Source organism: Variovorax paradoxus (assembly GCF_009498455.1).
Classification (GTDB): domain Bacteria; phylum Pseudomonadota; class Gammaproteobacteria; order Burkholderiales; family Burkholderiaceae_C; genus Variovorax; species Variovorax paradoxus_H.
The window spans coordinates 5,974,695-5,996,087 of record NZ_CP045644.1 but is presented as its reverse complement, the minus strand read 5'-3'; the positions used below and the strand labels follow the sequence as shown (position 1 = coordinate 5,996,087).

Sequence of the window (21,393 nt, the reverse complement as noted above, 5' to 3'; positions counted from 1 at the left end):
CACGGCTTTCATTTTTTCTTCGTTTCTATTTCTTGAACGGCGCTTCCTTTGGCGGAAGCGTCTGGAGCGTTTCATGTCTTTGTCCCGATTCTTTTCCTTTCACCAGCGCATGCGGCCGGGACGCTGGGTGCTCTCGCTGTCGATGGTCGCCGCGGGCTGCGGCCCCGTCGCGGTCACGGCGTCCGCGCCGCTGCCGCCGTTGCCTCCGCCCTCCGAGCCGATGCTCATGGCCGCACCCGCCGCGGTGCGCGCCCCGGCTTCGCGCAAGGGCGCCGTGTACCGGCCCGCGCCTGCCGTGGTGCCGGAGCTGGCCCAGGTGGTTTTCTTCCGCAGCGCCACGGCCAGCCCCAGCACGGGCCCCGCGCACGTGTATGTCGACGGCGAGTTCCATGCTGCGCTGATGCCCAACGGCTTCACGCGCCTGTGCGTGGCGCCGGGCGCGCACTCGCTCGAGGCCTACATCGACGATGCGCCGCTGTACGCGGGCAAGTCGCAGCCGAAGACGCAGGCGGTGCTCGAAGGCGGCCGGACGGTGTTCGTGGCGGTGTCGGAAATGGGCGAGGGCGCACCGGTGCCGCACGGGAAGCGCGAGGCCGAGCGCATGCTCAAGGGCGCGCGCGAGCAGCGGCACGTGATCAGTCGCGCGGTGCGCGTGCAGCCCTGCCGCGAGCCTTCGGAGCAGGCCCGCCGGGCCTGACAAGGCCCGACGGTCTTCATTCAGCGGATGTGCGTTGCGTAGGCGGCCTCGGCGGCGTCCAGCAGCGTCCAGAAGCCTTGCGGCTTTTGCCCGTGCAGCACCTCGTCGAGCACGCCCAGGTGCGCATGCCAGCCGCTGGCCACGCTCAGCGTTTCCTTGCGGTCGGGCAGGCGGCGGTGCGTGAGCACCAGATGCGTGGCCTGCTCGCCCTGCGGCGACAGTTCGAAGGTGACTTCGGATGCGTCTTCGTGTTCGTTGCCCCAGCTGATGACCAGCAGGGTCGGTGCCTTGATGCGCAGCACGCGCGAGTTCTGTACGTGCGTCTCGCGGTACGCCGCAAAGCGCTCGGGGGCGACTTCGCCCGACAGCTCGGTGTGCTGGAAGCGCAGCTCGAACACCGCGCCCGGTGCCTGCGCCATGGTGCCGCCGGCCAGCCAGGTGCGGCGCTTCTCGGGATCGACAAGGTAGGTCCACACGCGCTCGACGGGCGCGGGCAGGGTGCGCTCGATGCGCAGGGTGCCGGGCTCGGTCTGCGTGCCCAGGCTGTGTTTCAGGGTCATGGTCATGGGTCGGTGCTCCTTGGGTGGATGAAGAGGAGAGGGAAGGGGGTCACGCGCGGCCGCGGCCGTTGTCGCCGGCCTCGCGCTGCAGCGCCTGCGCCAATGCGTCCAGGCGGTGGTTCCAGAAGACTTCGTACGCGCGCAGCCACGCATCGGCCGTGGCGAGCGCCGCCGGTTCGAGCCGGCACACGTGCGCGCGGCCCTGCACGGTGCGCGACACCAGCCCCGCGCGCTCCAGCGTCTTCACGTGCTTGGAGGCGCCCGCGAACGACATGCGAAACGGCGCGCCCAGCTCGCCCACGCTGCATTCGCCCTGCGCGAGCAGCTGCAGCATGGTGCGCCGCGTGCCGTCGGCCAGGGCGTGGAACACGGCGTCGAGCCGTTCGTCTTCGATTTCAAGTTCAACCATGAAGTTGAATATAGATCGATGCTCAACAAAATTCAACCTGAAGGTTGAATGATTGCGTGGCGTTACACCTGATACACCCGGGACGCCCTGCACGCACCGGGCGCTGGAAGCTTGGCGGCTGCGCTCCTACGATGCCTTTCATTCCATTCACTCGCGAACGAAAGACCAACCCATGAACACCCTCATCCAGCGCCGCACCCTGTTGCTCGCCGTCGCCGCGACCCCGCTCGCGGGCGCCTGCAGCGCCTGGCCGAAGAAGGGCGCGCAAGCCGAGGCTGGCGCACAGCTCGCCGAACTCGAGCGTGCCTGCGGCGGCCGGCTTGGCGTGGCCGGCTTTCACACCGGCAGCGGCGTGCGCCTGCAACACCGCGCGCACGAGCGGTTTCCGCTGTGCAGCACCTTCAAGCTGATGCTCGCCGCGGCCGTGCTCGAACGCAGCACGACCGACGCCAGCCTGCTCGGGCGCCGCATCAGCGTCGGCAAGGGCGACCTGGTCTCGCACTCGCCGGTCGCCGAGAAGCACCTCGCCACCGGCATGACCGTGAACGAGATGTGCGCCGCCACCATGCAGTACAGCGACAACGCCGCCGCCAACCTGCTGCTGAAGGTGCTGGGCGGGCCGGCCGCCGTCACCGCGTTTGCGCGGCGCATCGGCGACACCACCTTCCGCCTCGACCGCACCGAGCCCGAGCTGAACACCGCCATCCCCGGCGACCCGCGCGACACGACCACGCCCGCGGCCATGTCCGACAGCGTGCAGCGGCTCGCGCTGGGCGACGCGCTCGGCGCGCCGCAGCGCGAGCAGATGCGCGAATGGCTGCTCGGCAACACCACGAGCACCGAGCGCTTCCTGGCCGGCGTGCCCGCCGGCTGGCGCGTGGGCGACAAGACCGGCGCGGGCTCGTACGGCACCACCAACGACGTCGGCGTGCTGTGGCCGCCGTCGGGCGCGCCGCTGGTGCTGTCGGTCTACCTGACCTTTCCCGACAAGGACGCGAAGGGCCGCAACGACGTGGTCGCCTCGGCCACGCGCATCGCGGTGAAGGCCCTCGCGGGCTGAGGCCACAATGGGCGGCTCCCATCTTTCCCTTGCCGCCCCATGGACCTGAGGTCTCTTCGCTATTTCATCGCGGTGCTCGAAGCCGGCAGCCTGTCGCGCGCGGCCGCGTCGCTGTACGTGGCGCAGCCCGCGCTGACCGCGCAGATCAAGAAGCTCGAGGCTGAACTCGGCACGCAGCTGTTCGACCGTTCGCACGTGGGCGTGACGCCGACGGCCGCGGGGCTGCAGCTGTACCAGGACGCGCGGCGCCTGCTGTCGGATGCCGCAGCCATGCGCGAGCGGCTGCAGCGCGCGCCCGACGGGCCTGAGGGCTCGGTCACGGTGGCGGTGCCGTTCCTGTTGGCGTCGTTGCTGCTCGGGCCGGTGCTGGCGCGGCTGAAGCAGTCGCACCCGCGCATCCGCGTGTTCGTGATCGACGACCTGAGCCTGATGGTGCGCAAGGCCATGGTCGATCGCCGTGCCGACATCGGGCTGCTGGTCGACACCGCGAGCGTCGAAGGGCTCGATGTGCGCCCCTTCGTGCGCGAAGGCATGTTCCTCTGCGGCTTCGATGCGAAGGGCGAGGTGGCGGCGCTGCTCGGAAAAAGCGCGAAGGGTGGGCGTGCGAAGAAGGGCGCGCCCGTGCGCCCCACGGTGCCTTTCGCGCGCGCCGCGGGCCTGCCGCTGGTGCTGCAGTCGCGCCGCTTCAGCATCCGCCAGCGCGTCGAGGCGGCGGCCGAGGCCGTGGGCGTGGAACTCAACGTGGTGCACGAACACGATTCGGCGCGCGTGCTGCGCTCGCTCTACCTGGCGGGCGCGGGCTTCACCGTTTCGCCCGCCTGCGCGCTTTCGGACGGGCCGGGGGAGCAGCCGAACTGGTTGATCGCACGCATCGTGGAGCCCGAGTTGCTGCGCACGTACCACCTGGCCACGCCGGTCGGCAAGGCGCCCGACGCGGCCACGCAGGTCGTGATGCAGGTGCTGGCCGACGAGGCGCGATCGATGATCGCCTCGGGCCGCTGGGACGCGCAGTTCCTGGGCGACGGCAAGCCCCAGCCATAGCAGGCGAGAGGGTCGCGCGGCGGGGTCATCATCTTTTGTGATGGCCGCGCATCAGCAATCGGTATTTGTTGTGTAGCGGCGTTGCCTGCGACAGTTCTCCCGAAGGTGCACAGGCACCTGCCACAAGGAGACAACTTGCCCTCACTCTCGCCCGAGATCGCCAACGTTGGCGAACTCGCATCCCGCGCTGCCCGCCTGCATGCCCGGCAGATCGCCGTGACCACGCCGCAGCGCGCCTGCACCTACGAACAGCTCGACCGTCGCGCGAACCGGCTGGCCAATGCCCTGCGCGGGCTCGGCCTGCAACGCGGCGACCGCGTGGGCGTGTACCTGCCCAACTGCATCGAGATCGTCGAGCTGGAGCTGGCCTGCTACAAGGCCGCGCTCGTGAAAGCGCCGATGAACGCGCGGCTCGCGCCGGTCGAGGTGGCCGAAGTCATCGCGAACAGCGAGGCTACGTTGATCGTCACCACCGCCGCGCGCGCCGAGACCTTCCTGCCGCTGTTGAAGGGCGCCGCCCCGAAGCTGCTGCTGCTCGACGCGGCCGAGGGCACGCCCGCTTCGTACGAAGGCCAGCTGGCGCTCGCCAGCGACGCCTTCACCACGGAGCGCGTGCGTGCCGACGAGCTGGCCGTGCTGCACTACACCTCGGGCTCCAGCGGCGTGCTCAAGGCCGCGATGCAGACCTTCGGCAACCGGCTGGCCCAGCTGCGCAAGTTCTTGTCGCGCAGCGAGGGCATGCGCCCCGGCGACCTGCTGGGGCTGGTGGGCCCGATCACGCACGCCTCGGGCATGCAGATCGTGCCGGCGCTGTGCAGCGGCGCGACCATCCGCCTGTTCACCGGCTTCGAGCCCGGGCGCTTCCTGGACGACATGAAGAAGGAACGCGTGACCCACACCTTCATGGTGCCCACCATGATCAACATGCTGCTGGCCGAGCTGCAGGGCCGCTACCGGCCGCTGCCCGACCTGCATCGCCTGGGCTACGGCGCCGCGCCGATGGCGCCCGCGCGGATCATGCAGGCGATGGACGTGTTCGGCCCCGTGCTGTCGCAGGGCTACGGCGCGGGCGAAACCACCTCGGGCGTGTGCGGCCTCTCGGTGGAAGACCACCTGTTCGCGCGCGCCGCCATGCCCGAGCGGCTGGCCTCGTGCGGCCGGCCGTTTCTCGAATCGCTGGTGGAGATCGTCGACGACGAAGGCCGGCCGGTCGCGCCCGGCGAAGTGGGCGAGATCGTGGTGAGCGGCGAAGACGTGTTCGCCGGCTACTGGCGCGCGCCCGAGCTCACGGCCGAGGTGCTGAAGGACGGCCGTTATCACACGGGCGACCTCGCGCGTGCCGACGACGAGGGCTACATCTACATCGTCGATCGCAAGAAAGACATGGTCATCAGCGGCGGCTTCAACGTGTACCCCTCGGAGGTCGAGGCCGTGCTGTACCAGCACGCGGCGGTGGCCGAGGCCTGCGTGTTCAGCGTGCCCGACGACAAGTGGGGCGAAGCGGTGGCCGCGCACATCGTGCTGAAGCCGGGCGCCTCGCCCGACACGGCCGGGCTCGACGACTTCTGCGCCGCACGGCTCGCGGGCTTCAAGCGGCCGCGCCGCATCGAGTTTGTCGATTCGCTGCTGAAGAACGCCAACGGCAAGGTCGCACGCAAGGCAATCCAGACGCCGTACTGGGCCGGCCACGCGCGCCGCGTCAACTGAAAGAGAACGACATGGACACCACGCTGACACCTTCCGCCGCCCCTACCGCAGCCACCGAGGCTTCGGCCATCCGCGCGCCGCTGTTCGACGGCCCCTTCGAGGGCTCGCCGCGCGCGGCCGAGCTGATCGCCCGCATCGGCGACTTCCTGAACGGCGAACTGGCCGACCTGGTGCGCGAGAAAGGCATCGACCACGAGCACTGCCCCGACAAGGAAACGCTGCGCCACGTCTGGCGCCGCTCGCACGCGATGGGCTTCTACGGCATGACGCTGCCCACAGCCATGGGCGGGCTGGGCCTGTCGCTGCTTGACCATGTGCTGGTGAAGGAGTCGATCTATTCGAGCGGCTCGCCGCTCGCGCCGCATGTGTTCGGCGAACTCAGCGGGCCGCCGCGTGTGGGTGCACTCGCCAAGTTCGCGACGCCGGAACAGATGGCGAACTTCATCCGTCCCGTGGCGCAGGCCGAAAAAGCGATCTGCTTTGCGCTCACCGAAGCCGAGGCCGGCTCCGATGCCGGCGCGGTGCAGACGACGGCGCGGCGCGAGGGCGATGTGTACGTGCTCGACGGGCGCAAGCGCTTCATCTCGGGCTCGCCGTTTGCCGACTTCGCGGTACTGATGGCGTCCACGTCGGACGATCCGGCGCGCCGCGAGGTGACGGCCTTCTTCGTCGACCTGACGCAGCCGGGCGTCGAGGTGCAGGCTGGCTACAAGACCATGGCGGGCCAGTCGACCACGGGCGACATCGTGCTCACCGGCTGCCGCGTGCCGGCCGCGAACCTCATCGGCGAACCCGGCAAGGGGCTGGCGCTCGCGCTGGGGCGCATCACGGTCAACCGGCTGCTGCATTGCCCCGGCATGGTGGGGCTGGCGACCGTGGCGCTGAAGGACGCACGCGACTACGCGCGCACGCGCCGCCAGTTCGGTCGCGCCATCGCGCAGTTCCAGGCGATCCAGCATTCGCTGGCCGACATGGCGACGCAGCTGTGCGCGGCGCGCGCGCTGATGCTGTCGACCGCGCGGCAGATCGATGCCGGCGGCGACCCGCGCGCCGAGGCCTCGATGGCCAAGCTGTTCTGCTCGGAGGCCGCGTTCCGCGTGGCCGATGCGGCGGTGCAGATCCATGGTGGCGAAGGCATCGTGCAGGGGCGGCGCGTGGAATTTCTGTTCCGCATGCTGCGCATGTACCGCGTGCTCACGGGCACGAGCGAAATCCAGAAGAACATCATCGCGCGCGAACTGATCGGCGACGCGGCCTGAGACCGAAGCAGAAAATCAGGAGACAAGACAAGCCATGAATACCTTCCATGCCAATCGCCGCGCGTTGTGCGGCGCGATCGCTGCCTCCGCGCTGCTGCCGGCCGTTGCGCGCGCAGCGGGCGCCGCGAACGCATCCGCCTGGCGGCCGACCCGCCCGGTCAAGTGGGTCGTGCCGTACCTCGCCGGCACCGGCCCGGACAACGGCGCACGCATCCTCGCGGAAGCGGTCGGTCCCTTGCTGGGCCAGCCGGTCATCATCGAGAACCGCGGCGGTGCGGCCGGCAACATCGGCGCGCGCCAGGTCGCGCGCGCTGCGCCCGACGGCTACACCTGGATCTACTCGGCCGCGCCCATGGCCGCCAACATGCGCATGCAGCAGAACCCCGGCTACGACGCCGTGAAGGACTTCCGCCACATCATGCGGCTGACCACCTCCGACGTGCTGCTGGTGGTCAACCCGGCCTCGGGCATCCAGACGATGCAGGAGCTGGTGGCGCGTGCAAAAGCCAACCCCGGCAAGCTCGACTACGCCTCGGGCGGCGTCGGCACGCCCTCGCACCTGGGCGTGGAGCTGTTCCTGCAGGCGGCGGGCGTGCAGGCCACGCACGTGCCGTACAAGGGTGCATCGGAACTCGTCAACGCCGTGCTGGGCAACCAGGTGAGCTTCGGCATGCCGATCTTCTCGGTGGCGTTTCCGCATGTGCAGGGCGGCAAGCTGCGCGCGCTCGGCGTGGCCGGCACCAAGCGCAACGCGGCCTTGCCGCAGGTGCAGACGCTGGCCGAGCTGGGCCTGCGCGGTGTGGAGCTCACGTCGTGGGGCGGCGTGTCGGTGCCGGCGGGCACGCCCGACAACATCGCTGCACGCCTCTACGAAGTGTTCAGCCAGGCGCTGAAGCAGCCGGCGGTGATCACGGCGCTGACCGAGCTGGGCAGCGAGGTGAGCCCGTCGACGCCCGAGGCCTACGTGCAGGCCTTCGCGAGCGAGATCGAGCTGACCGAACGGATGATGAAGACCGCGAAGCTGCAGCCGCTGTAAGGCTCAGAGCACGAACCAGCCGACGGCCACGTAGTGGCTCGCGGTGCCCGCCAGCACGAACAGGTGCCAGGCGCCGTGCGCGTGGCGCAGCCCCAGCCGGTTGCGATAGAACACCGTGCCCACCGTGTAGAGCACGCCGCCCGCCACCAGCCACGCCAGCCCCGTGGCGTGCAGCTTCGCCGCGAGCGGCGCCGCGGCCAGCACGCCGAGCCAGCCCATGCCGATGTACAGCGGCAGCGAGGGCTTCTTTTCTGCGCCGGCGCTGGCGGGTTTCAGCTCGCGCCAGATGCCGAAGCACGCGGCACTCCAGATCGCCGCGAGCAGCAACCAGCCCCAGGGCCCTTGCAGCGTGACGAGCGCGAAGGGCGTGTAGGTGCCCGCGATGAGCAAAAAGATCGCGCAATGGTCGGCGCGCTCCCACAGGCGCTTGCTGCGGCCGCGTGTGCTGTGAAAGAGCGTCGAGGCCGCGTACAGCGCGACGGCCGACAGCGAGAACACCAGGCCTCCCGCGATGCGCGCCGGGTCGCCCGTGGGCAGCGTCTTGGCGAGCAGCAGCGCGGCGGCCGGCAGCGCGAGCAGCAGGCCGAACAGGTGGCTGTAGCCGTTGAGTCGTTCGCCGGGGTACATGGGGTGCGGTGAGAGAGAAGGAGGAGGGCGCGTCGGGCGCCCGCGATCCTAGGCAGCGGCCATGACTGCCGCGTGACCGGGCAAACCCTCTCCGGCTTCTGGTTGCAAATGTTTACATTCAGCGGCCGGGATGCGTTCCCGACACCCGCCGCGTGCTTTGGCGCACCCGTGCCGGCGGGCCTTCTCACCGTGAGGGACTGCCGATGAAAAAATGTTTGATGTCGTGGCGCCGGACTGCTGTCCTGTGCGTCGCCATGGGGTGCGCGGTCACTGTCTCCGCGCAAGTGCAGCAGTTCAAGTGGGGCCACATCTACGAGCCCGCGAGCATCTTTCACCAGCAGGCCGAACTGGCGGCACGCAAGATCGCCGAGCAGTCCGACGGCAAGATCAGGATCGAGGTGGTGGCCGCATCCAGGCTGGGGCAGGAGCGCGACTACGCGCTGATGCTCGCCAACGATTCCATGCAGATCGCCTACGTCGGGCAGGCCACGCTGGCTGAGGGCTATCCGCCGCTGGGCCTGGGCAGCTACCCCTTCGCCTTCAAGGACCTGGACCACGTGCGCAAGTACCTCGCGAGCCCGCTGCTCGCGGACCTGATGAAGGGCTACAACGAGCGCAGCGGCAACCGCATGGTCGCGTCGGTCTACTACGGCGCGCGGCAGGTGACCTCGGGCAGGCCGCTGCAGCGCCCCGAAGACTTTCGCGACCTGCGCCTGTACGTGCCCGACGCCGCGGCCTACCAGCTCTTTGCCACCGCGCTCGACGCCAAGCCCGTGTCGCTGCCGTTCAACAGCCTGTACGGCGCGCTCAAGAAGAACGAGGTCGAGGCGCAGGAGCATCCGCTGGGCACGGTGCGCGCCAAGCAGCTCTACGAGGTGCAGAAGTACGTGCAGCTCACGGGCCACATCTACGACACGCTGGGCATCGTGATCGGCAAGGCCGCCTGGGCCCGGCTCACGCCGCCGCAGCAGGCGATGGTGGAGAAGACGCTGGCCGACACGGCCAAGTGGACGAATGTCGGCGTGATTGCCAGCGAGCTGGAAGACGAGCAGTTCCTGCGCAGCAAGGGCATGACGGTGCAGCCGGTCAACCGCCTGCCGCTGCTGGAGCGCGTGGCGAAACGGTCCACGCCCGAGCAGATGGGCGCGCGGCCGGGTGACTTCGCCAAACTGCAGGCGCTGGCCGGGACTTCCCACTAACCCGCGCGCTGCCGGTAGCCGCGCGGCGTGCTGCCGGTCCACGTGCGAAAGGCGCGGTGGAACGCCGGCGTGTTGTCGAAGCCCACCGAGGCGGCGATGCGATCGATCGGTTCGCGGGTCTTCACGAGGCGCTGGATCGCGAGGTCGCGGCGCACCTCTTCCTTCAGCGCGCGAAAGCTCGTGCCCTCGGCCGCGAGCTGGCGCGACAGCGCGCGCTCCGACATGTGCACCGCGCGCGCCGCCGCGCCCAGCGTGGCATCGGATGCAAGGTGCGCGGCGACGAACTCGCGCACCGTGGCGCTGGTGGTGTCGTGGTCGAAGGTGACGAAGATCCAGTCGTCGGGCGCGCGGCGCACGAAGTCGAGCAGCTCGGCGCGTGTGCGCTGGAAGGTCTGGCGCAGCACGGGTTCGGCAAAGCGCACCGAAGATGTGTCTTGCTCGAACTGCAGCGGGCCGGGGAACAGGTTCGCGTACTCGTCGAAGCGCGCCGGGCGCGGGAACGCAAAGCCGACACCCAGCACCGGCAACTGCCGCCCCATGAGCCACGAGGCGACGCCGTGGATCAGCTTGACCATCAGCGCATGGCCGAAGGGCGTGGTGGGCCGCGCGGCGGCTTCCGGGTGCGGCGCAATGGCGATCGTGGCCACGCCGTGGGCGCGCGTCATGCGCAGGCGGTGGTCGTCCAGCAGCAGGTTCCAGAAGCGCGTGAAGCGGTACATGGCGACCATGAGCGAGGGCGCATCGAGCAGGCTGAGCCCGAGGTACTTGAGCGCGCCCGCGCGGATCGGGCGCGACCACAGGCCCAGCATCTCGTCGCCCATGAACAGCGACACGCACTCGTACATGCGCACGAACTGCTCGCGCGTGACGCGCGCGCCTTCCTGGCGCAGCAGCTGCGGCGAGAGGCCGGCCTGCGCGGCCAGCGCGTCGATGTCGCGCGGGCTCAGCTGACGGCGTGCACCGCTCAGCAGGTGCTGCAGGAAGCTGACGGCGACGGTGGCGCGCTCGGGTGGCATGGGTGAAAGAACGGTTGGCGGATTCTGCAAATGAATGGGCGCGATCTGCAAGCAATGGCGTGGCACCCAAGGCTATCGTAGCCCTGAAGCGCCACATGCCCGTGGCGGAACCCGCAACAACCAAGGAGCCCTGCCGTGATCGAACGGAACGTCACCCTGCACATGGACGAAGAGGTCGCCGTCGTGACCCTGAACCGTCCCGCCAAGCGCAACGCCATCGACGAGGCCACGCTGGCCGCGCTGGACGCCGTGTTCTCCGCACTCCCGCGCGAGGCCAAGGCCGTGGTGCTGACCGGCGCGGGGCCGCATTTCTGTGCCGGGCTCGACCTGAAGGAGCACCACGACAAGGAGCGCACGGCGGTCGATTTCATGCGCGTGTGCCAACGCTGGCACAGCACCTTCGACAAGATCCAGTACGGCGGCATTCCGGTGGTCGCGGCGCTGCATGGCGCGGTGGTCGGCGGCGGGCTCGAACTGGCGGCGGCCACGCACGTGCGCGTGGCCGACCCGTCGACCTACTTCGCGCTGCCCGAGGGGCAGAAGGGCATCTTCACCGGCGGCGGCGCGACGGTGCGCGTGGCGCGCATCATCACGCCGGGCCGCATGGTCGAGATGATGCTCACCGGCCGCGTGCTCGATGCCCGCGCCGGCAAGACGCTGGGCCTGGCGCACGAGATCGCTGCACCCGGCGAGAGCCTGCGTGCCGCGATGGTGCTGGCCAAGCGCGTGGCAAAGAACGCGGCGCTGTCGAACTACGCGATGGTGACGTCGATCAGCCGCATCGCCGACATGTCGGCCACCGACGGCATGTTCGCCGAATCGCTGATGGCGGCGGTGGTGCAGACCGGCGCGGAAGTGCAGACGCGGCTGGGGGCGTTCGTCGACAAGTCGCTCGCCAAGGTCACGCCCGAGCAGGTGGCGGGCTGAGGCCCGGCCTCAGGGCTCGAAAGCGCGCTGCAGTTCGATCGACAGCGTGCCCGCCAGCGCCTCGCGCTGCGGCGCGGGGCGCCAGAAGCTGCGCGTGAGGGCGCCGGTCGATTCCCACTCGGGATGGCTGCGCGCGGGTTGCACGGCACGCACGGCGCCTGCGGCGGCGCGCATGAGCGTGTCGTCGTCGTCCACCGACGGGGCCTCGGCCCGGATGCGTTCGACCGCTGCATGGCCGCGCCGTTCCAGCGCCTGCGCAAGCTGCAGCTGCCACGCCGCGAGCGTGAACAGCACGCTGTCTTCCACCGTGAGTTCGTGCATGTCGCGCAGCTTGTTGGCCAGCTTGCGCCCGAGCGGGCCCCAGCCCTGCGACACCGCGCCGCCGATGGCGCCGCCCAGCGCCGCGCCCGCGCCCAGCGACAGGCCCGCCACCGCGAGGTCGGCCACCACGCCCACGGCGGCGCCGATGACCGCGCCCTTGCCCAGGCGCAGGCCCGCGTCCTTCATCGCCTCGGGGTTGAAGAAGTCGAGCGTCCATCGGCCTTCGATGATCGGCAGGGGCGCTTCGTCGGCGTCGTCCTGGCGGAAGCCGTAGAGCGCAAGCAGGTCGTCGGTGCAGCGCTGGGCCTTGTCGAACACGTCCTTCTGCACGCCGGCGATGAGCGCCTGTCGGCGCGTGGCGTCGGCGAACTCGGCGGCAGGCACGGTGCGGCGGACGGACGCGGCATCGACCAGCAGGTCGGCGATGCGCGTGCAGGCCGACTGGCGGCGCGCGTCGGCCTCGGCGTCGAGGGCGTCGACCACGCCGCGCAGCACGTCACGGCGGTCGCGCAGCAGGGTGGCGAGGTCGTTGTAGAGGTCGTGCTCGGCGCCCACGAACGGCGCTGCCGCATCGAAGCGCACCTGCACGTGCAGGCCGTAGGCCGAGAGCAGCTCTTTCCAGGCCGGCTCGCGGCTGGCGGCATCGCGCACGAAGTTGAGCACCGGCAGCACCGGGCGCGCGCAGGAGTTCAGCAGCTCGATCTCGTCGCGGAACTTGGGCAGCACCGGCTCGCGCACGTCGATCACGAGAAAGGCGGCGTCGATGTCGAGCATCGCGCGCAGCACCTTGGCCTCCTGCTCGAACACGCCGTGCGCCTCGGGGCCTTGCAGAAAGCGGCGGATGCGTTCGGGCGGCGTGGCTTGCGCGGTGGCGTCGAGGCCGGCCAGATGTTCGCGCAGCGCGACCGCGTCTTCGAGGCCCGGCGTGTCGAAGAAGCGCACGGCCGGCTGGCCGTTCACCTCGAGATCGACCGACTCGACATGGCGCGTGGTGCCGGGGCGCTGCGACACCTCGCCAAAGCTCACGCGCCGTGTGAGCGTGCGCAGCAGCGAGGTCTTGCCCGCGTTGGTGTGGCCGACGACGGCGATGCGGATCGGTTCGGTCATGCGGTGGCGGTGCCTTCCGTGAAGACGGCATCGAGCCGGTCGCTCGCCACCACGTGGGCCAGTCCGGCGTCGCGCAGCCAGTCGCGCCAGCGTTGCGTGGCGGCAGCGTTGGGCGCGTCGGCCAGCCAGAGTCGGCATTCGCCGCAATGCATCAGCACCTCGCGCAGGAAGCGCTCGGTGCCGCGGTCGGGGCTCGACGCCGCATGGCAGACGAGCAGCACGGTGCGCGGGTGGATTTGCGCAAGCTGGTCGAGCAGCGCGCGGCGCGCCGGGGCACTGCCGTCGATGCGGGCCGACGATGCCGGCAAACCGGCCGGCGGCCACGGCATGTCGGGCGGCAGCTCGAAGCCGACGACGAACAGGCCGTCGTGCTGCTCGGACGCCGGCAGGCCGGTGGGCGCGGCGGGGTGCGCGCGGCCTGGGTCGGCATCGACGATGGCGGGCGGCGCCAGCGCGGCGAAGCGGGCCAGCAGCTTGCGGTAGTAGGGCGCCTGCCAGTCGGGCTGCAGGGCCGGGCGCCGGTGGCGGCAGACGGCGGCGCTCAGCAGCACCAGCGCCAGGCGCGGCAGCAGGCCGTAGACCGCGATGCAACCGGTGAGCCACAGCGCCCAGGTGCGCTGGGCCGCAGCAACCGGCACCGCCGATTGCACCGTGGCCGCATCAGGCACGGGAAAGCCGAACTGCGCCGGCAACCAGCCCAGCGCCTGCACCACGCGCACGAAGAAGGCGGGCTCGAGGATCGTCGTTTCCCAGCTCAGCGTGTAGCTGCGAAAGGCGAGGGCGAACAGCATCGCGGCCAGCACCACGGCGAACGAGAGCGCCCAGATGCCGTGGCTCACGAGCCCGAAGGCCCAGGGCAGCAGGCGGGCGCGTGTCAGCAGCCCCGTCGCCGCACGCACCAGCAGCGGCGCCTGACCGCGCTGGCCGCCCGCCACGCGCGCCGTGAGCGACAGCCACAGCCAGCCCAGCGAGGCCGTGCCGAAGGTGCCCGACGGCAGCCACAGGCCGACCAGCCACAGTGTCAGCGTGAGCGCGTGCAGGCCGAGCAAGCTGACGAGCGCGACGATCACGTTGATGTGGCGGTCGTTGCCGCCGACCACCTGGCCCGCGAGGCCCAGCCCCGCGATCACGACCAGTGCCACCAGGGCCAGCAAGACCCACGGCGCCCACTGCCGGCCGCGCGCGAGTTCGGCCTGCAGGCCCATGCGCTCGCCGAGCTGGCGGGCGCGTTCAATGATTCGGGAGTGGCCGTCGGCGCTGCGCGAGGCGGCGGTGCGAAGGGCCGACGCGTCGTCGAGCGGGCCGTTCTGTTCGGTCCATTGGACCGCTTCGGTGATCACCGCATCCGGAAAATCAGGTTCGCGCAGTGCGGTGGTGGTCAACAGGGTCCCTTCTTCTTCGCCAATGACGCCCCGGCGCAGGAAAGCAGCGGCGGGGCGCGCAAATTATGCCCGGCGCTTCGCAAGGCCCGGCGCACGGCCAACGGGGCCGCGAACGGCCCCGTTGCGCTGCGCGTGCAGCAAAGGAAAGGACGCGCGGTCGGCGGGTTTCAGCGCAGGCCGAAGAACGACAGCACGGCCACGACGACCACGACCAGACCGACGATGTAGATGATGGAATTCACGCGAGGGCTCCTAGTGGTTGGCGATGACCCAGCATCGGGCGACAGCCGGCGCGCGGGTGTCGGCGAGGGGCGGTGCGTGCTGTAGGACTCGCGAAGCGCGGATGCGACGACAAATGCCCGCCCGAGGCGTGCGCGTGCGCCTCCTGCCCGCTGTGTGACCATTGTTTGCAATGAGCGGCGGGCATCCACGCAAGACTCTGCCCCTTCCAGAAAAGGCAAGGTCATGCGGCTCACCGAGCATTCCCCGTTCACAGGTTCCCACCCCGCGCACCCCGGCGCCCGCGCCCTCCGCGGGCCAGACGCACCGGCCCCGCCGCGCGTCAACGCGCAGCTGCTGCCCACGCTGTTCGACCGCCTGCGCGACGACGCGCCCAGCCGCACCACCGAGCTGCCGTCGGAGTACACGGCCACGCCGGCCCAGATGCGGGAGATCATCCAGCGCGACCTGGCCCTGCTGTTCAACACCACCAACGCCGAAGACCTGATCGACCGCGTGCGCCATGCCGATGCGGCGTCTTCCACCGTGAACTACGGCGTGCCGCCGCTGGCCGGCAGCTACCTGTCGGAGCGCAAGTGGGCGGACATCGAACGCATCATCCGCCGCGCCATCCGCGACTACGAGCCGCGGCTGATTCCCGACAGCGTGCAGGTGGTGCCGCTCATGAAGGAAGACGGCGCGGCCGAGGCCTACAACGTGCTGCTGTTCGAGATCCGCGCGCTCATCTACCTGAAGCCGTACCCGCTGGCGTTCACGGTGCAGAGCGCGGTCGATCTCGAGACCAACCGCATGCGCATCGTCGGCGCGGCGGACTGACGCGCGATCACCCGTCTTTCGTTTTCTTTCATCTCACTTCACACCCCGCCAGGGAAGGCTCACCGTCATGGATCCGCAACTCCTCGAGTACTACAACCGGGAACTCGTCTACATGCGCGAGGCGGCGAGCGAGTTCGCCGCCTCGCACCCGAAGATCGCCCGCCGCCTGGGCATGCATGGCATCGAGGTGGCCGACCCGTATGTCGAACGGCTCATCGAGTCGTTCAGCTTCATGTCGGCGCGCATGCAGATCAAGCTCGACGCCGAATTTCCGCGCTTCACGCAGCGCCTGCTCGAGGTGCTGTATCCCAACTACCTGAGCCCCACGCCGTCGATGGCCGTGGCGCAGCTGCATCCCAGCGTGAAGGAGGGCGACTTCACGCGCGGCTTCGTGGTGCCGCGCGGCACGGCTTTTCATGCACGCGTGCCCGCGGGCGAGCAGACGCCGTGCGAGTTCCGCTCCAGCCAGGACGTGACGCTGTGGCCCTTCGAGATCGTCGAGGCGCGGCTCACCGGCGCGCCGCCCGACATCCCGGCGCTGGAGCGCTACGTGCCGCCGCACGTGCAGGTGACGGGCGCGCTGCGCCTGCGGCTGCGCATCGTGGGCGAGATGGGTTTTTCCGCACTGTCGGGGCTCGACCGGCTGCCGATCTACCTGCGCGGCAATGAGCAGGTGGCGTCGCACCTGTTCGAGCTGCTGCACACCTCGGCCGTCGCGACCTTCGTCGGCGAGCCGGGCCAGCTGATGGACCGGCCGCATGTGGTGACCGAAGGCGCGCTGGTGCACGAAGGGCTGGCGCCGGGCGAGGGCCTGCTGCCGCTGGCGTGGAACACCTTCCACGGCCACAACCTGCTGCACGAATACTTCGCCTGTCCCGAGCGCTTTTATTTCTTCACGCTCACGCAGCTCGCGCCGGGGCTGGCGCGCATTGCCGGCAAGGAGGTCGAGATCGTCGTGCTGCTGAGCAAGCCGCCCGGCGCGCTGGGGGCGCTGGTCGATGCGGCGCAGTTCGCGTTGTTCAGCACGCCGGTGGTCAACCTGTTCGAGCGGCGCACCGACCGCATCGAGCTCGACACCGCGCAGACCGAGTTCCATCTCGTGCCCGACCGTTCGCGGCCGATGGATTTCGAGGTGTATTCGGTGCAGCGCATCGCCGGCCAGCAGGCGCGCACCACGGCCGAGATCGACTTCCGCCCGCTCTACCAGACGCTCAACGAAGACGAGGGCAACCACGGCCGCTATTTCTCGGTGCGGCGCGAGCCGCGGCTGGTGTCCGAAACGGCGCGCAAGTACGGCACGCGCACGCCGTACATCGGCACCGAGGTGTTCCTGTCGCTGGTCGACCAGCAGGAGGCGCCGTACCCCGAGAGCCTGCGCTATCTGTCGGTGAAGGCGATGCTGACCAACCGCGACCTGCCGTGCCTCGTGCCGCGCAACGGGCACTCTGATTTGGCGGTGGCCGATTCGATTCCGGTGTCGGCCGTGGGCCTCATTCGCCCGCCAAGCACGCCCAAGTCGCCCTTCGCGCAGCGCGAGATCGCGTGGCGGCTGATCCGCCAGCTGGGCTTCAACCACCTGCCGCTGGCCGACCTGCCGCACCGCGAGGGCGCGCAGGCGCTGCGCGACATGCTGCGGCTGTTCGTCACCGCCGACAACGACGTGCTGCGCCGGCAGATCGATTGCCTCGTCGGCTCGCGCATCGAACCCGTGACACGGCGCCTGCCGGGCGCGGGGCCGCTGATTTATGGGCGCGGCGTGCAATGCACGCTGAGCGTCGATGAAGAAGGGTTCTCGGGCACGAGCCCGTACCTGCTGGGGCTGGTGCTGGAGCACTACCTCGCGCGGCACGTGAGCATCAACGTGTTCACGCAGACCACGCTCGAATCGATGCAGCGCGGCACGGTGGCGAAGTGGCCCGTGCGCATGGGCGGGCGAGGCGCGGTCTAGTTCTTCTTGGGCGGGAGCGCCTGCTCGAGCAGCCACAGCATGGCGGCCCGCACCTTGGCGGCATCGGCGCCGGCATCGATCTCCAGCGCCGCGCGATCGAAGGCAGCCGACAGCAGGCGGGCGAGGGCATCGAGCGACACCTCGCCGCGGCCCATTCCGGCGCGCGCCAGCCCTTGGCGCAGCGAGTTCGCCGACGTGGCGTCGTCCATCGACATCATCTCCGCCATGCCCAGCACGGCGGGCCCGTCGATCAGCAGCAGCCGGGTGCGGCCCGGCACCGTCATCGCTTTCAGGTAAGCCTCGCTGCCCACAAGCAGGGCCTCGCGCGGGCCGAGTTCGTCGGGCGTGGCCGCGTCGATGTCGGCCGCGACCGCCTGCGCCTCGAGCAGCAGGACCTGGCGGAACAGGTCGCGCTTGTCGTTGAAGTGGTGGTACAGCGCGCCGCGCGTGATGCCGGCGGCCATGGCGATCTCTGGCGTGGAGGTGTCGCCGTAGCCCTTGCCGACGAAGAGCGTGCGGGCCGCCTCGGTCAGCGCGAGGCGGGTGGTTTCGGTGCGTTCGCGGTTGGTGCGTGCCGGGATTTTTGCCATGACCCTAATTTACATGCAGTCTGTTTGTGGATTAATATTTAACTTACATTCAGTTTGTATGTTTAATCCACGAAGGAGCCACCCCATGAAAGTGACGAGCTATTACCCGGTGATCATGACCAACGACGTGGCCGGCACCGCGGCCTTCTTCCAGGCGCATTTCGGGTTTGCGTCGCTGTTCACGACCGACTGGTACGTGCACCTGCAGCTGGCGGACGATGCCTCGGTGAACCTCGCCGTGCTCGACGGCAGCCACAAGACCATTCCCGCCGAAGCGCGCGGGCAGGTGGCGGGCGGGTTGCTGCTGAACTTCGAGGTCGAAGACCCCGACGAAGTGCACGACCGGCTGAAGGCGGCCGGCCTGCCGATCCTGCTGTCGCTGCGCGACGAGGCCTTTGGTCAGCGCCACTTCATCACGCGCGACCCGAACGGCGTGCTGATCGACATCATCAAGCCGATCCCGCCGACGGGTGAATTCGCCGCGCAGTACGAGGCCGGCGCGCTGCCGACCTGACGCCCGCTCAGGCGCGCAGGGCTTCGTCTTCTTCCAGCCCGTCGCCGAGGAAGCCGCCGCTCTGGTGCGCCCACAGCCGCGCATACAGGCCGCCTTGCGCCATCAGCGTGCGGTGGTCGCCTTCTTCGACGACGCGGCCTTCGTCGAGCACGATGAGCCGGTCCATCGCCGCGATGGTCGACAGCCGGTGCGCAATGGCGATCACGGTCTTGCCTTCCATCAGCGTGTACAGGCTCTGCTGGATCGCGGCCTCGACCTCGGAGTCGAGCGCGCTCGTCGCTTCATCGAGCAGCAGGATCGGCGCGTCTTTCAGCATCACGCGCGCAATGGCGACGCGCTGGCGCTGGCCGCCCGACAGCTTCACGCCGCGCTCGCCCACGTGGGCCTCGTAGCCGCGCCGCCCGCCCGCATCGCCCAGCGTCTGGATGAAGTCGTGCGCCTCGGCACGCCTGGCGGCGGCTTCGATCTGCGCCAGCGTGGCGTCGGGCCGGCCGTAGGCGATGTTGTCGGCCACCGAGCGGTGCATCAGCGAGGTGTCCTGCGTGACCATGCCGATGTGCATGCGCAGCGAATCCTGCGTGACCTTCGAGATGTCTTGTCCGTCGATGAGAATGCGGCCGCTTTCCAGGTCATGGAAACGCAGCAGCAGATTCACCAGCGTCGACTTGCCGGCGCCCGAACGGCCGACGAGGCCGATCTTCTCGCCGGGCTTGACCACGAGGTTCAGGCCGTCGATGACGCGGCGGCCCGCATCCGCATAGCGGAAGCTCGCGTTGTCGAAACGCACCTCGCCGCGCGGCACGTCGAGCACGCTGGCATCGGCCGCGTCGAGCACCGTGCGCGGGCGCGACAGCGTCTTCATGCCGTCCTGCACCGTGCCGATGTTCTCGAACAGGCTGGTCATCTCCCACATGATCCAGTGCGACATGCCCTGCAACCGCAGCGCCATCGCCGTGGCGGCGGCCACCGCGCCCACGCCCACCGTGCCGTGCGACCACAGCCACAGCGCCATGCCCGCCATGCCGGCCGTGAGGCCCATGCTCAGCGTGTGGTTGACGATCTCGAAGGCGCTCACCAGCCGCATCTGGCCGTAGCCCGTCTTCATGAACTCGCGCATCGCGTCGCGCGCAAAGCCGGCCTCGCGCTGCGTGTGCGAGAACAGCTTGACGGTCGCGATGTTGGTGTAGGCGTCGGTCACGCGGCCCGTCATGAGCGCACGCGCGTCGGCCTGCGCCTTGCCGACCTTGCCCAGGCGCGGCACGAAGTAGACGAGGGCGCAGATGTACAACGCCAGCCAGATCACGAACGGCCACACCAGCTGCGCGTCGAGCACGCCCACCAGGATGATCATGGTGGCCACGTACACGCCCATGGCCACGAGCACGTCGGCCAGCACGAACACGGTTTCGCGCACCGCGAGTGCGGTCTGCATCACCTTGGCCGTGATGCGGCCCGCGAACTCGTCCTGGTAGAAGGCCATGCTCTGGCCCAGCATCAGGCGGTGAAAGTTCCAGCGCAGGCGCATCGGCAGGTTCACCGCGAGCGTCTGGTGCTTCACGATGGTCTGCAGCGCCACCACGCCGATGCTGATCACCAGAAACGCGGCCAGCCACATGAGCGTGTCGCCGCGCTCGGCCCACAGCGTGGACGGTGCCTGCGGGCCCAGCCAGTCGACGATGCGCCCGAGGATCGCGAACAGCGCGGCCTCGAAGATCGACATCACCGCGGTGAGCGCCGCCATCGCGGCGATCTTGCCGCGCACGCCGTGCGTGCAGGCCCACAGGAAGGCAAAGAAGCCCTGGGGCGGCAGCGCGGGTTCGGCGGCGGGGTAGGGAGTAAGGAGTTTTTCGAAGAAGCGGAACAAGGAATCGGTCTCCAGCAGAGCCTTCGACTGTAGCCCTGCATGCATGACCTTGCCCCCAAAAGGTGCGTTCGCGGCCGGCGCCTTCAGCAAGCCTTCAGCTGCGTCGCGCCTTGGTGTCGTCGGTGCGTGCTGCCTTTGTTTCCATGCCGCCCAATCGCTCGCTCAGGAAGTCGATGAAAGTTCGCAGCTTGGGCGACATGTACTGCCGGCTCGTGTACACGGCGAACAACGTGACCGGCATCGCTTCGAACGCGGGCAGCAGTTGCACCAGCCGCCCCTGCGCCAGGTCGTCGTCGATCAGCCACACGGGCAGGTACGCAATGCCCATGTCGGCGCGCACCGCGTGCAGCGTGAGCGTGGTGTCGTCCGAGCGCATCGCGGGCGTGAGCCGCAACGGAAACATGCGCCCGCCCGGCCCCTTGAGCGCGAGGTTGTCCAGGTTCACGTAGCTGGGCACGATCGCGCCCAGCTTCGCCAGGTCGGCCGGCACCGCGGGTGGGCCGCCGTGGCGCTTCAGGCAGGCCGGCGTGCCGACGAGATGAAAGGGCACGCGGCACAGCGGCCGCGCGATGAGCGCGGGCGAGGGCTCCTGCGTGGCGCGCAAGGCCAGGTCGTAGCCGTCGGCCGCGAGATCGACCTTGCGGTTTTCCAGGTGCATGTCGACCAGCACTTCGGGGTAGGTCTCGCGGTAGTCGGCCAGCACGCGCGCAAAGCGCGGCGTGGCGCACCACACGGGCGCACTCACCTTGAGCTGGCCGCGCGGCGTGTCGCGCGTCTGGCCGATGGCCGCTTCGGCCGCGTCGAGCAGGTCGAGCGCGCGGCGGCTCTGTTCGTACCAGGCGGTGCCGGCTTCGGTGAGGCTCAGGTGGCGGCTCGAGCGATGCAGCAGCCGCGCGCCCAGCGATTTCTCTAGCTGCGCCACATGCTTGCTGGCCATCGGCGCCGACAGGCCCAGCCGCTCGGCCGCGGTCACGAAACTGCCGGCCTCGACGACCTCGCGGAACACGCGCAGGCTGGTCATGCGGTCCATCGATGATTTCCTGTGAAGAAAGGATTCGATGCATCGTAGCCTG

General features: G+C 69.6%; 21 protein-coding genes. 11 read left to right on the top strand and 10 right to left on the bottom strand.

Annotated features, from left to right (window positions below; all coding sequences use genetic code 11):
- Nucleotides 1-73: 73 nt before the first annotated feature.
- On the top strand, nucleotides 74-697 hold the full coding sequence (locus GFK26_RS27720) for a hypothetical protein (RefSeq protein WP_153284785.1): 624 nt from the start codon (nucleotides 74-76) through the stop codon (nucleotides 695-697).
- Nucleotides 698-717: 20 nt separating this feature from the next.
- Here the strand turns inward: GFK26_RS27720 and GFK26_RS27715 are convergent, their stop codons facing one another.
- A complete protein-coding gene (locus GFK26_RS27715; protein WP_228121798.1) occupies nucleotides 718-1,263 on the bottom strand; it encodes an SRPBCC family protein in 546 nt (181 codons plus the stop codon).
- A gap of 43 nt (nucleotides 1,264-1,306) precedes the next feature.
- On the bottom strand, nucleotides 1,307-1,666 hold the full coding sequence (locus tag GFK26_RS27710; protein ID WP_153284784.1) for an ArsR/SmtB family transcription factor: 360 nt from the start codon (nucleotides 1,664-1,666) through the stop codon (nucleotides 1,307-1,309).
- Between the two features lie 172 nt (nucleotides 1,667-1,838).
- On the opposite strand from GFK26_RS27710, the gene bla reads away from it, so the two are divergent.
- The 5 genes from bla to GFK26_RS27685 all read left to right on the top strand — a co-directional run bounded on the left by bla (nucleotide 1,839) and on the right by GFK26_RS27685 (nucleotide 7,769).
- On the top strand, nucleotides 1,839-2,726 hold the full coding sequence (gene bla, locus GFK26_RS27705; RefSeq protein ID WP_153284783.1) for a class A beta-lactamase: 888 nt from the start codon (nucleotides 1,839-1,841) through the stop codon (nucleotides 2,724-2,726).
- A gap of 39 nt (nucleotides 2,727-2,765) precedes the next feature.
- Nucleotides 2,766-3,767, top strand: a complete 1,002-nt coding sequence (locus GFK26_RS27700) for a LysR family transcriptional regulator (protein WP_153284782.1) — start codon at nucleotides 2,766-2,768, stop codon at nucleotides 3,765-3,767.
- A 135-nt stretch (nucleotides 3,768-3,902) separates the two neighbouring features.
- Nucleotides 3,903-5,474 (top strand): AMP-binding protein, encoded by a 1,572-nt coding sequence (locus GFK26_RS27695; RefSeq protein WP_228121797.1) that lies wholly within the window; start codon nucleotides 3,903-3,905, stop codon nucleotides 5,472-5,474.
- 11 nt (nucleotides 5,475-5,485) lie between these two features.
- The gene (locus GFK26_RS27690; RefSeq protein WP_153284781.1) at nucleotides 5,486-6,733 is read left to right on the top strand and encodes an acyl-CoA dehydrogenase family protein; all 1,248 of its coding nucleotides are present in this window, start codon (nucleotides 5,486-5,488) and stop codon (nucleotides 6,731-6,733) included.
- Between the two features lie 34 nt (nucleotides 6,734-6,767).
- Entirely contained in the window at nucleotides 6,768-7,769 is a 1,002-nt protein-coding gene (locus GFK26_RS27685; RefSeq protein WP_153284780.1) for a tripartite tricarboxylate transporter substrate binding protein, read from the top strand.
- A gap of 3 nt (nucleotides 7,770-7,772) precedes the next feature.
- Here GFK26_RS27685 and trhA read toward each other — a convergent pair whose 3' ends face one another.
- Nucleotides 7,773-8,396: a PAQR family membrane homeostasis protein TrhA gene (trhA, locus tag GFK26_RS27680; protein ID WP_153284779.1), complete on the bottom strand. Its 624-nt coding sequence runs from the start codon at nucleotides 8,394-8,396 to the stop codon at nucleotides 7,773-7,775.
- Between the two features lie 203 nt (nucleotides 8,397-8,599).
- Between trhA and GFK26_RS27675 the strand changes: the two genes are divergently transcribed.
- Nucleotides 8,600-9,595, top strand: a complete 996-nt coding sequence (locus GFK26_RS27675) for a sialic acid TRAP transporter substrate-binding protein SiaP (RefSeq protein ID WP_153284778.1) — start codon at nucleotides 8,600-8,602, stop codon at nucleotides 9,593-9,595.
- On the opposite strand, the gene GFK26_RS27670 is transcribed toward GFK26_RS27675, so the two are convergent.
- Nucleotides 9,592-10,611 carry an AraC family transcriptional regulator gene (locus GFK26_RS27670; RefSeq protein WP_153284777.1) on the bottom strand — a complete coding sequence of 340 codons (1,020 nt, stop codon included), beginning with the start codon at nucleotides 10,609-10,611 and terminating at the stop codon, nucleotides 9,592-9,594. The two genes, GFK26_RS27675 and GFK26_RS27670, sit on opposite strands and share 4 nt — an antisense overlap.
- 135 nt (nucleotides 10,612-10,746) lie before the next feature.
- Between GFK26_RS27670 and GFK26_RS27665 the strand changes: the two genes are divergently transcribed.
- Entirely contained in the window at nucleotides 10,747-11,538 is a 792-nt protein-coding gene (locus tag GFK26_RS27665) for a crotonase/enoyl-CoA hydratase family protein (RefSeq protein ID WP_265590114.1), read from the top strand.
- A gap of 9 nt (nucleotides 11,539-11,547) precedes the next feature.
- Here the strand turns inward: GFK26_RS27665 and GFK26_RS27660 are convergent, their stop codons facing one another.
- From GFK26_RS27660 to GFK26_RS27650, 3 genes are all read right to left on the bottom strand, one after another.
- Entirely contained in the window at nucleotides 11,548-12,966 is a 1,419-nt protein-coding gene (locus GFK26_RS27660) for a GTPase/DUF3482 domain-containing protein (protein WP_153284776.1), read from the bottom strand.
- Entirely contained in the window at nucleotides 12,963-14,348 is a 1,386-nt protein-coding gene (locus GFK26_RS27655; protein WP_153284775.1) for a DUF2868 domain-containing protein, read from the bottom strand. The genes GFK26_RS27660 and GFK26_RS27655 overlap by 4 nt, the downstream gene beginning before the upstream one ends.
- 167 nt (nucleotides 14,349-14,515) lie before the next feature.
- Complete coding sequence (locus GFK26_RS27650) at nucleotides 14,516-14,815, bottom strand: hypothetical protein (RefSeq protein ID WP_153284774.1); 300 nt, start codon at nucleotides 14,813-14,815, stop codon at nucleotides 14,516-14,518.
- On the opposite strand from GFK26_RS27650, the gene tssE reads away from it, so the two are divergent.
- Nucleotides 14,814-15,404, top strand: a complete 591-nt coding sequence (gene tssE, locus GFK26_RS27645) for a type VI secretion system baseplate subunit TssE (RefSeq protein ID WP_153284773.1) — start codon at nucleotides 14,814-14,816, stop codon at nucleotides 15,402-15,404. The genes GFK26_RS27650 and tssE overlap by 2 nt on opposite strands.
- Nucleotides 15,405-15,471: 67 nt before the next feature.
- On the top strand, nucleotides 15,472-17,352 hold the full coding sequence (gene tssF, locus GFK26_RS27640; protein ID WP_153284772.1) for a type VI secretion system baseplate subunit TssF: 1,881 nt from the start codon (nucleotides 15,472-15,474) through the stop codon (nucleotides 17,350-17,352).
- Here the strand turns inward: tssF and GFK26_RS27635 are convergent.
- A complete protein-coding gene (locus GFK26_RS27635) occupies nucleotides 17,349-17,942 on the bottom strand; it encodes a TetR/AcrR family transcriptional regulator (RefSeq protein WP_153284771.1) in 594 nt (197 codons plus the stop codon). The genes tssF and GFK26_RS27635 overlap by 4 nt on opposite strands.
- An 85-nt stretch (nucleotides 17,943-18,027) precedes the next feature.
- Here GFK26_RS27635 and GFK26_RS27630 point away from each other — a divergent pair, with 85 nt between their 5' ends.
- Nucleotides 18,028-18,456 (top strand): VOC family protein, encoded by a 429-nt coding sequence (locus GFK26_RS27630; protein WP_153284770.1) that lies wholly within the window; start codon nucleotides 18,028-18,030, stop codon nucleotides 18,454-18,456.
- A 7-nt stretch (nucleotides 18,457-18,463) separates the two neighbouring features.
- Here the strand turns inward: GFK26_RS27630 and GFK26_RS27625 are convergent, their stop codons facing one another.
- A complete protein-coding gene (locus GFK26_RS27625) occupies nucleotides 18,464-20,320 on the bottom strand; it encodes an ABC transporter ATP-binding protein (RefSeq protein ID WP_194273968.1) in 1,857 nt (618 codons plus the stop codon).
- A 94-nt stretch (nucleotides 20,321-20,414) separates the two neighbouring features.
- Nucleotides 20,415-21,350: a LysR family transcriptional regulator gene (locus GFK26_RS27620; RefSeq protein WP_153284768.1), complete on the bottom strand. Its 936-nt coding sequence runs from the start codon at nucleotides 21,348-21,350 to the stop codon at nucleotides 20,415-20,417.
- Between the last annotated feature and the right edge of the window lie 43 nt (nucleotides 21,351-21,393).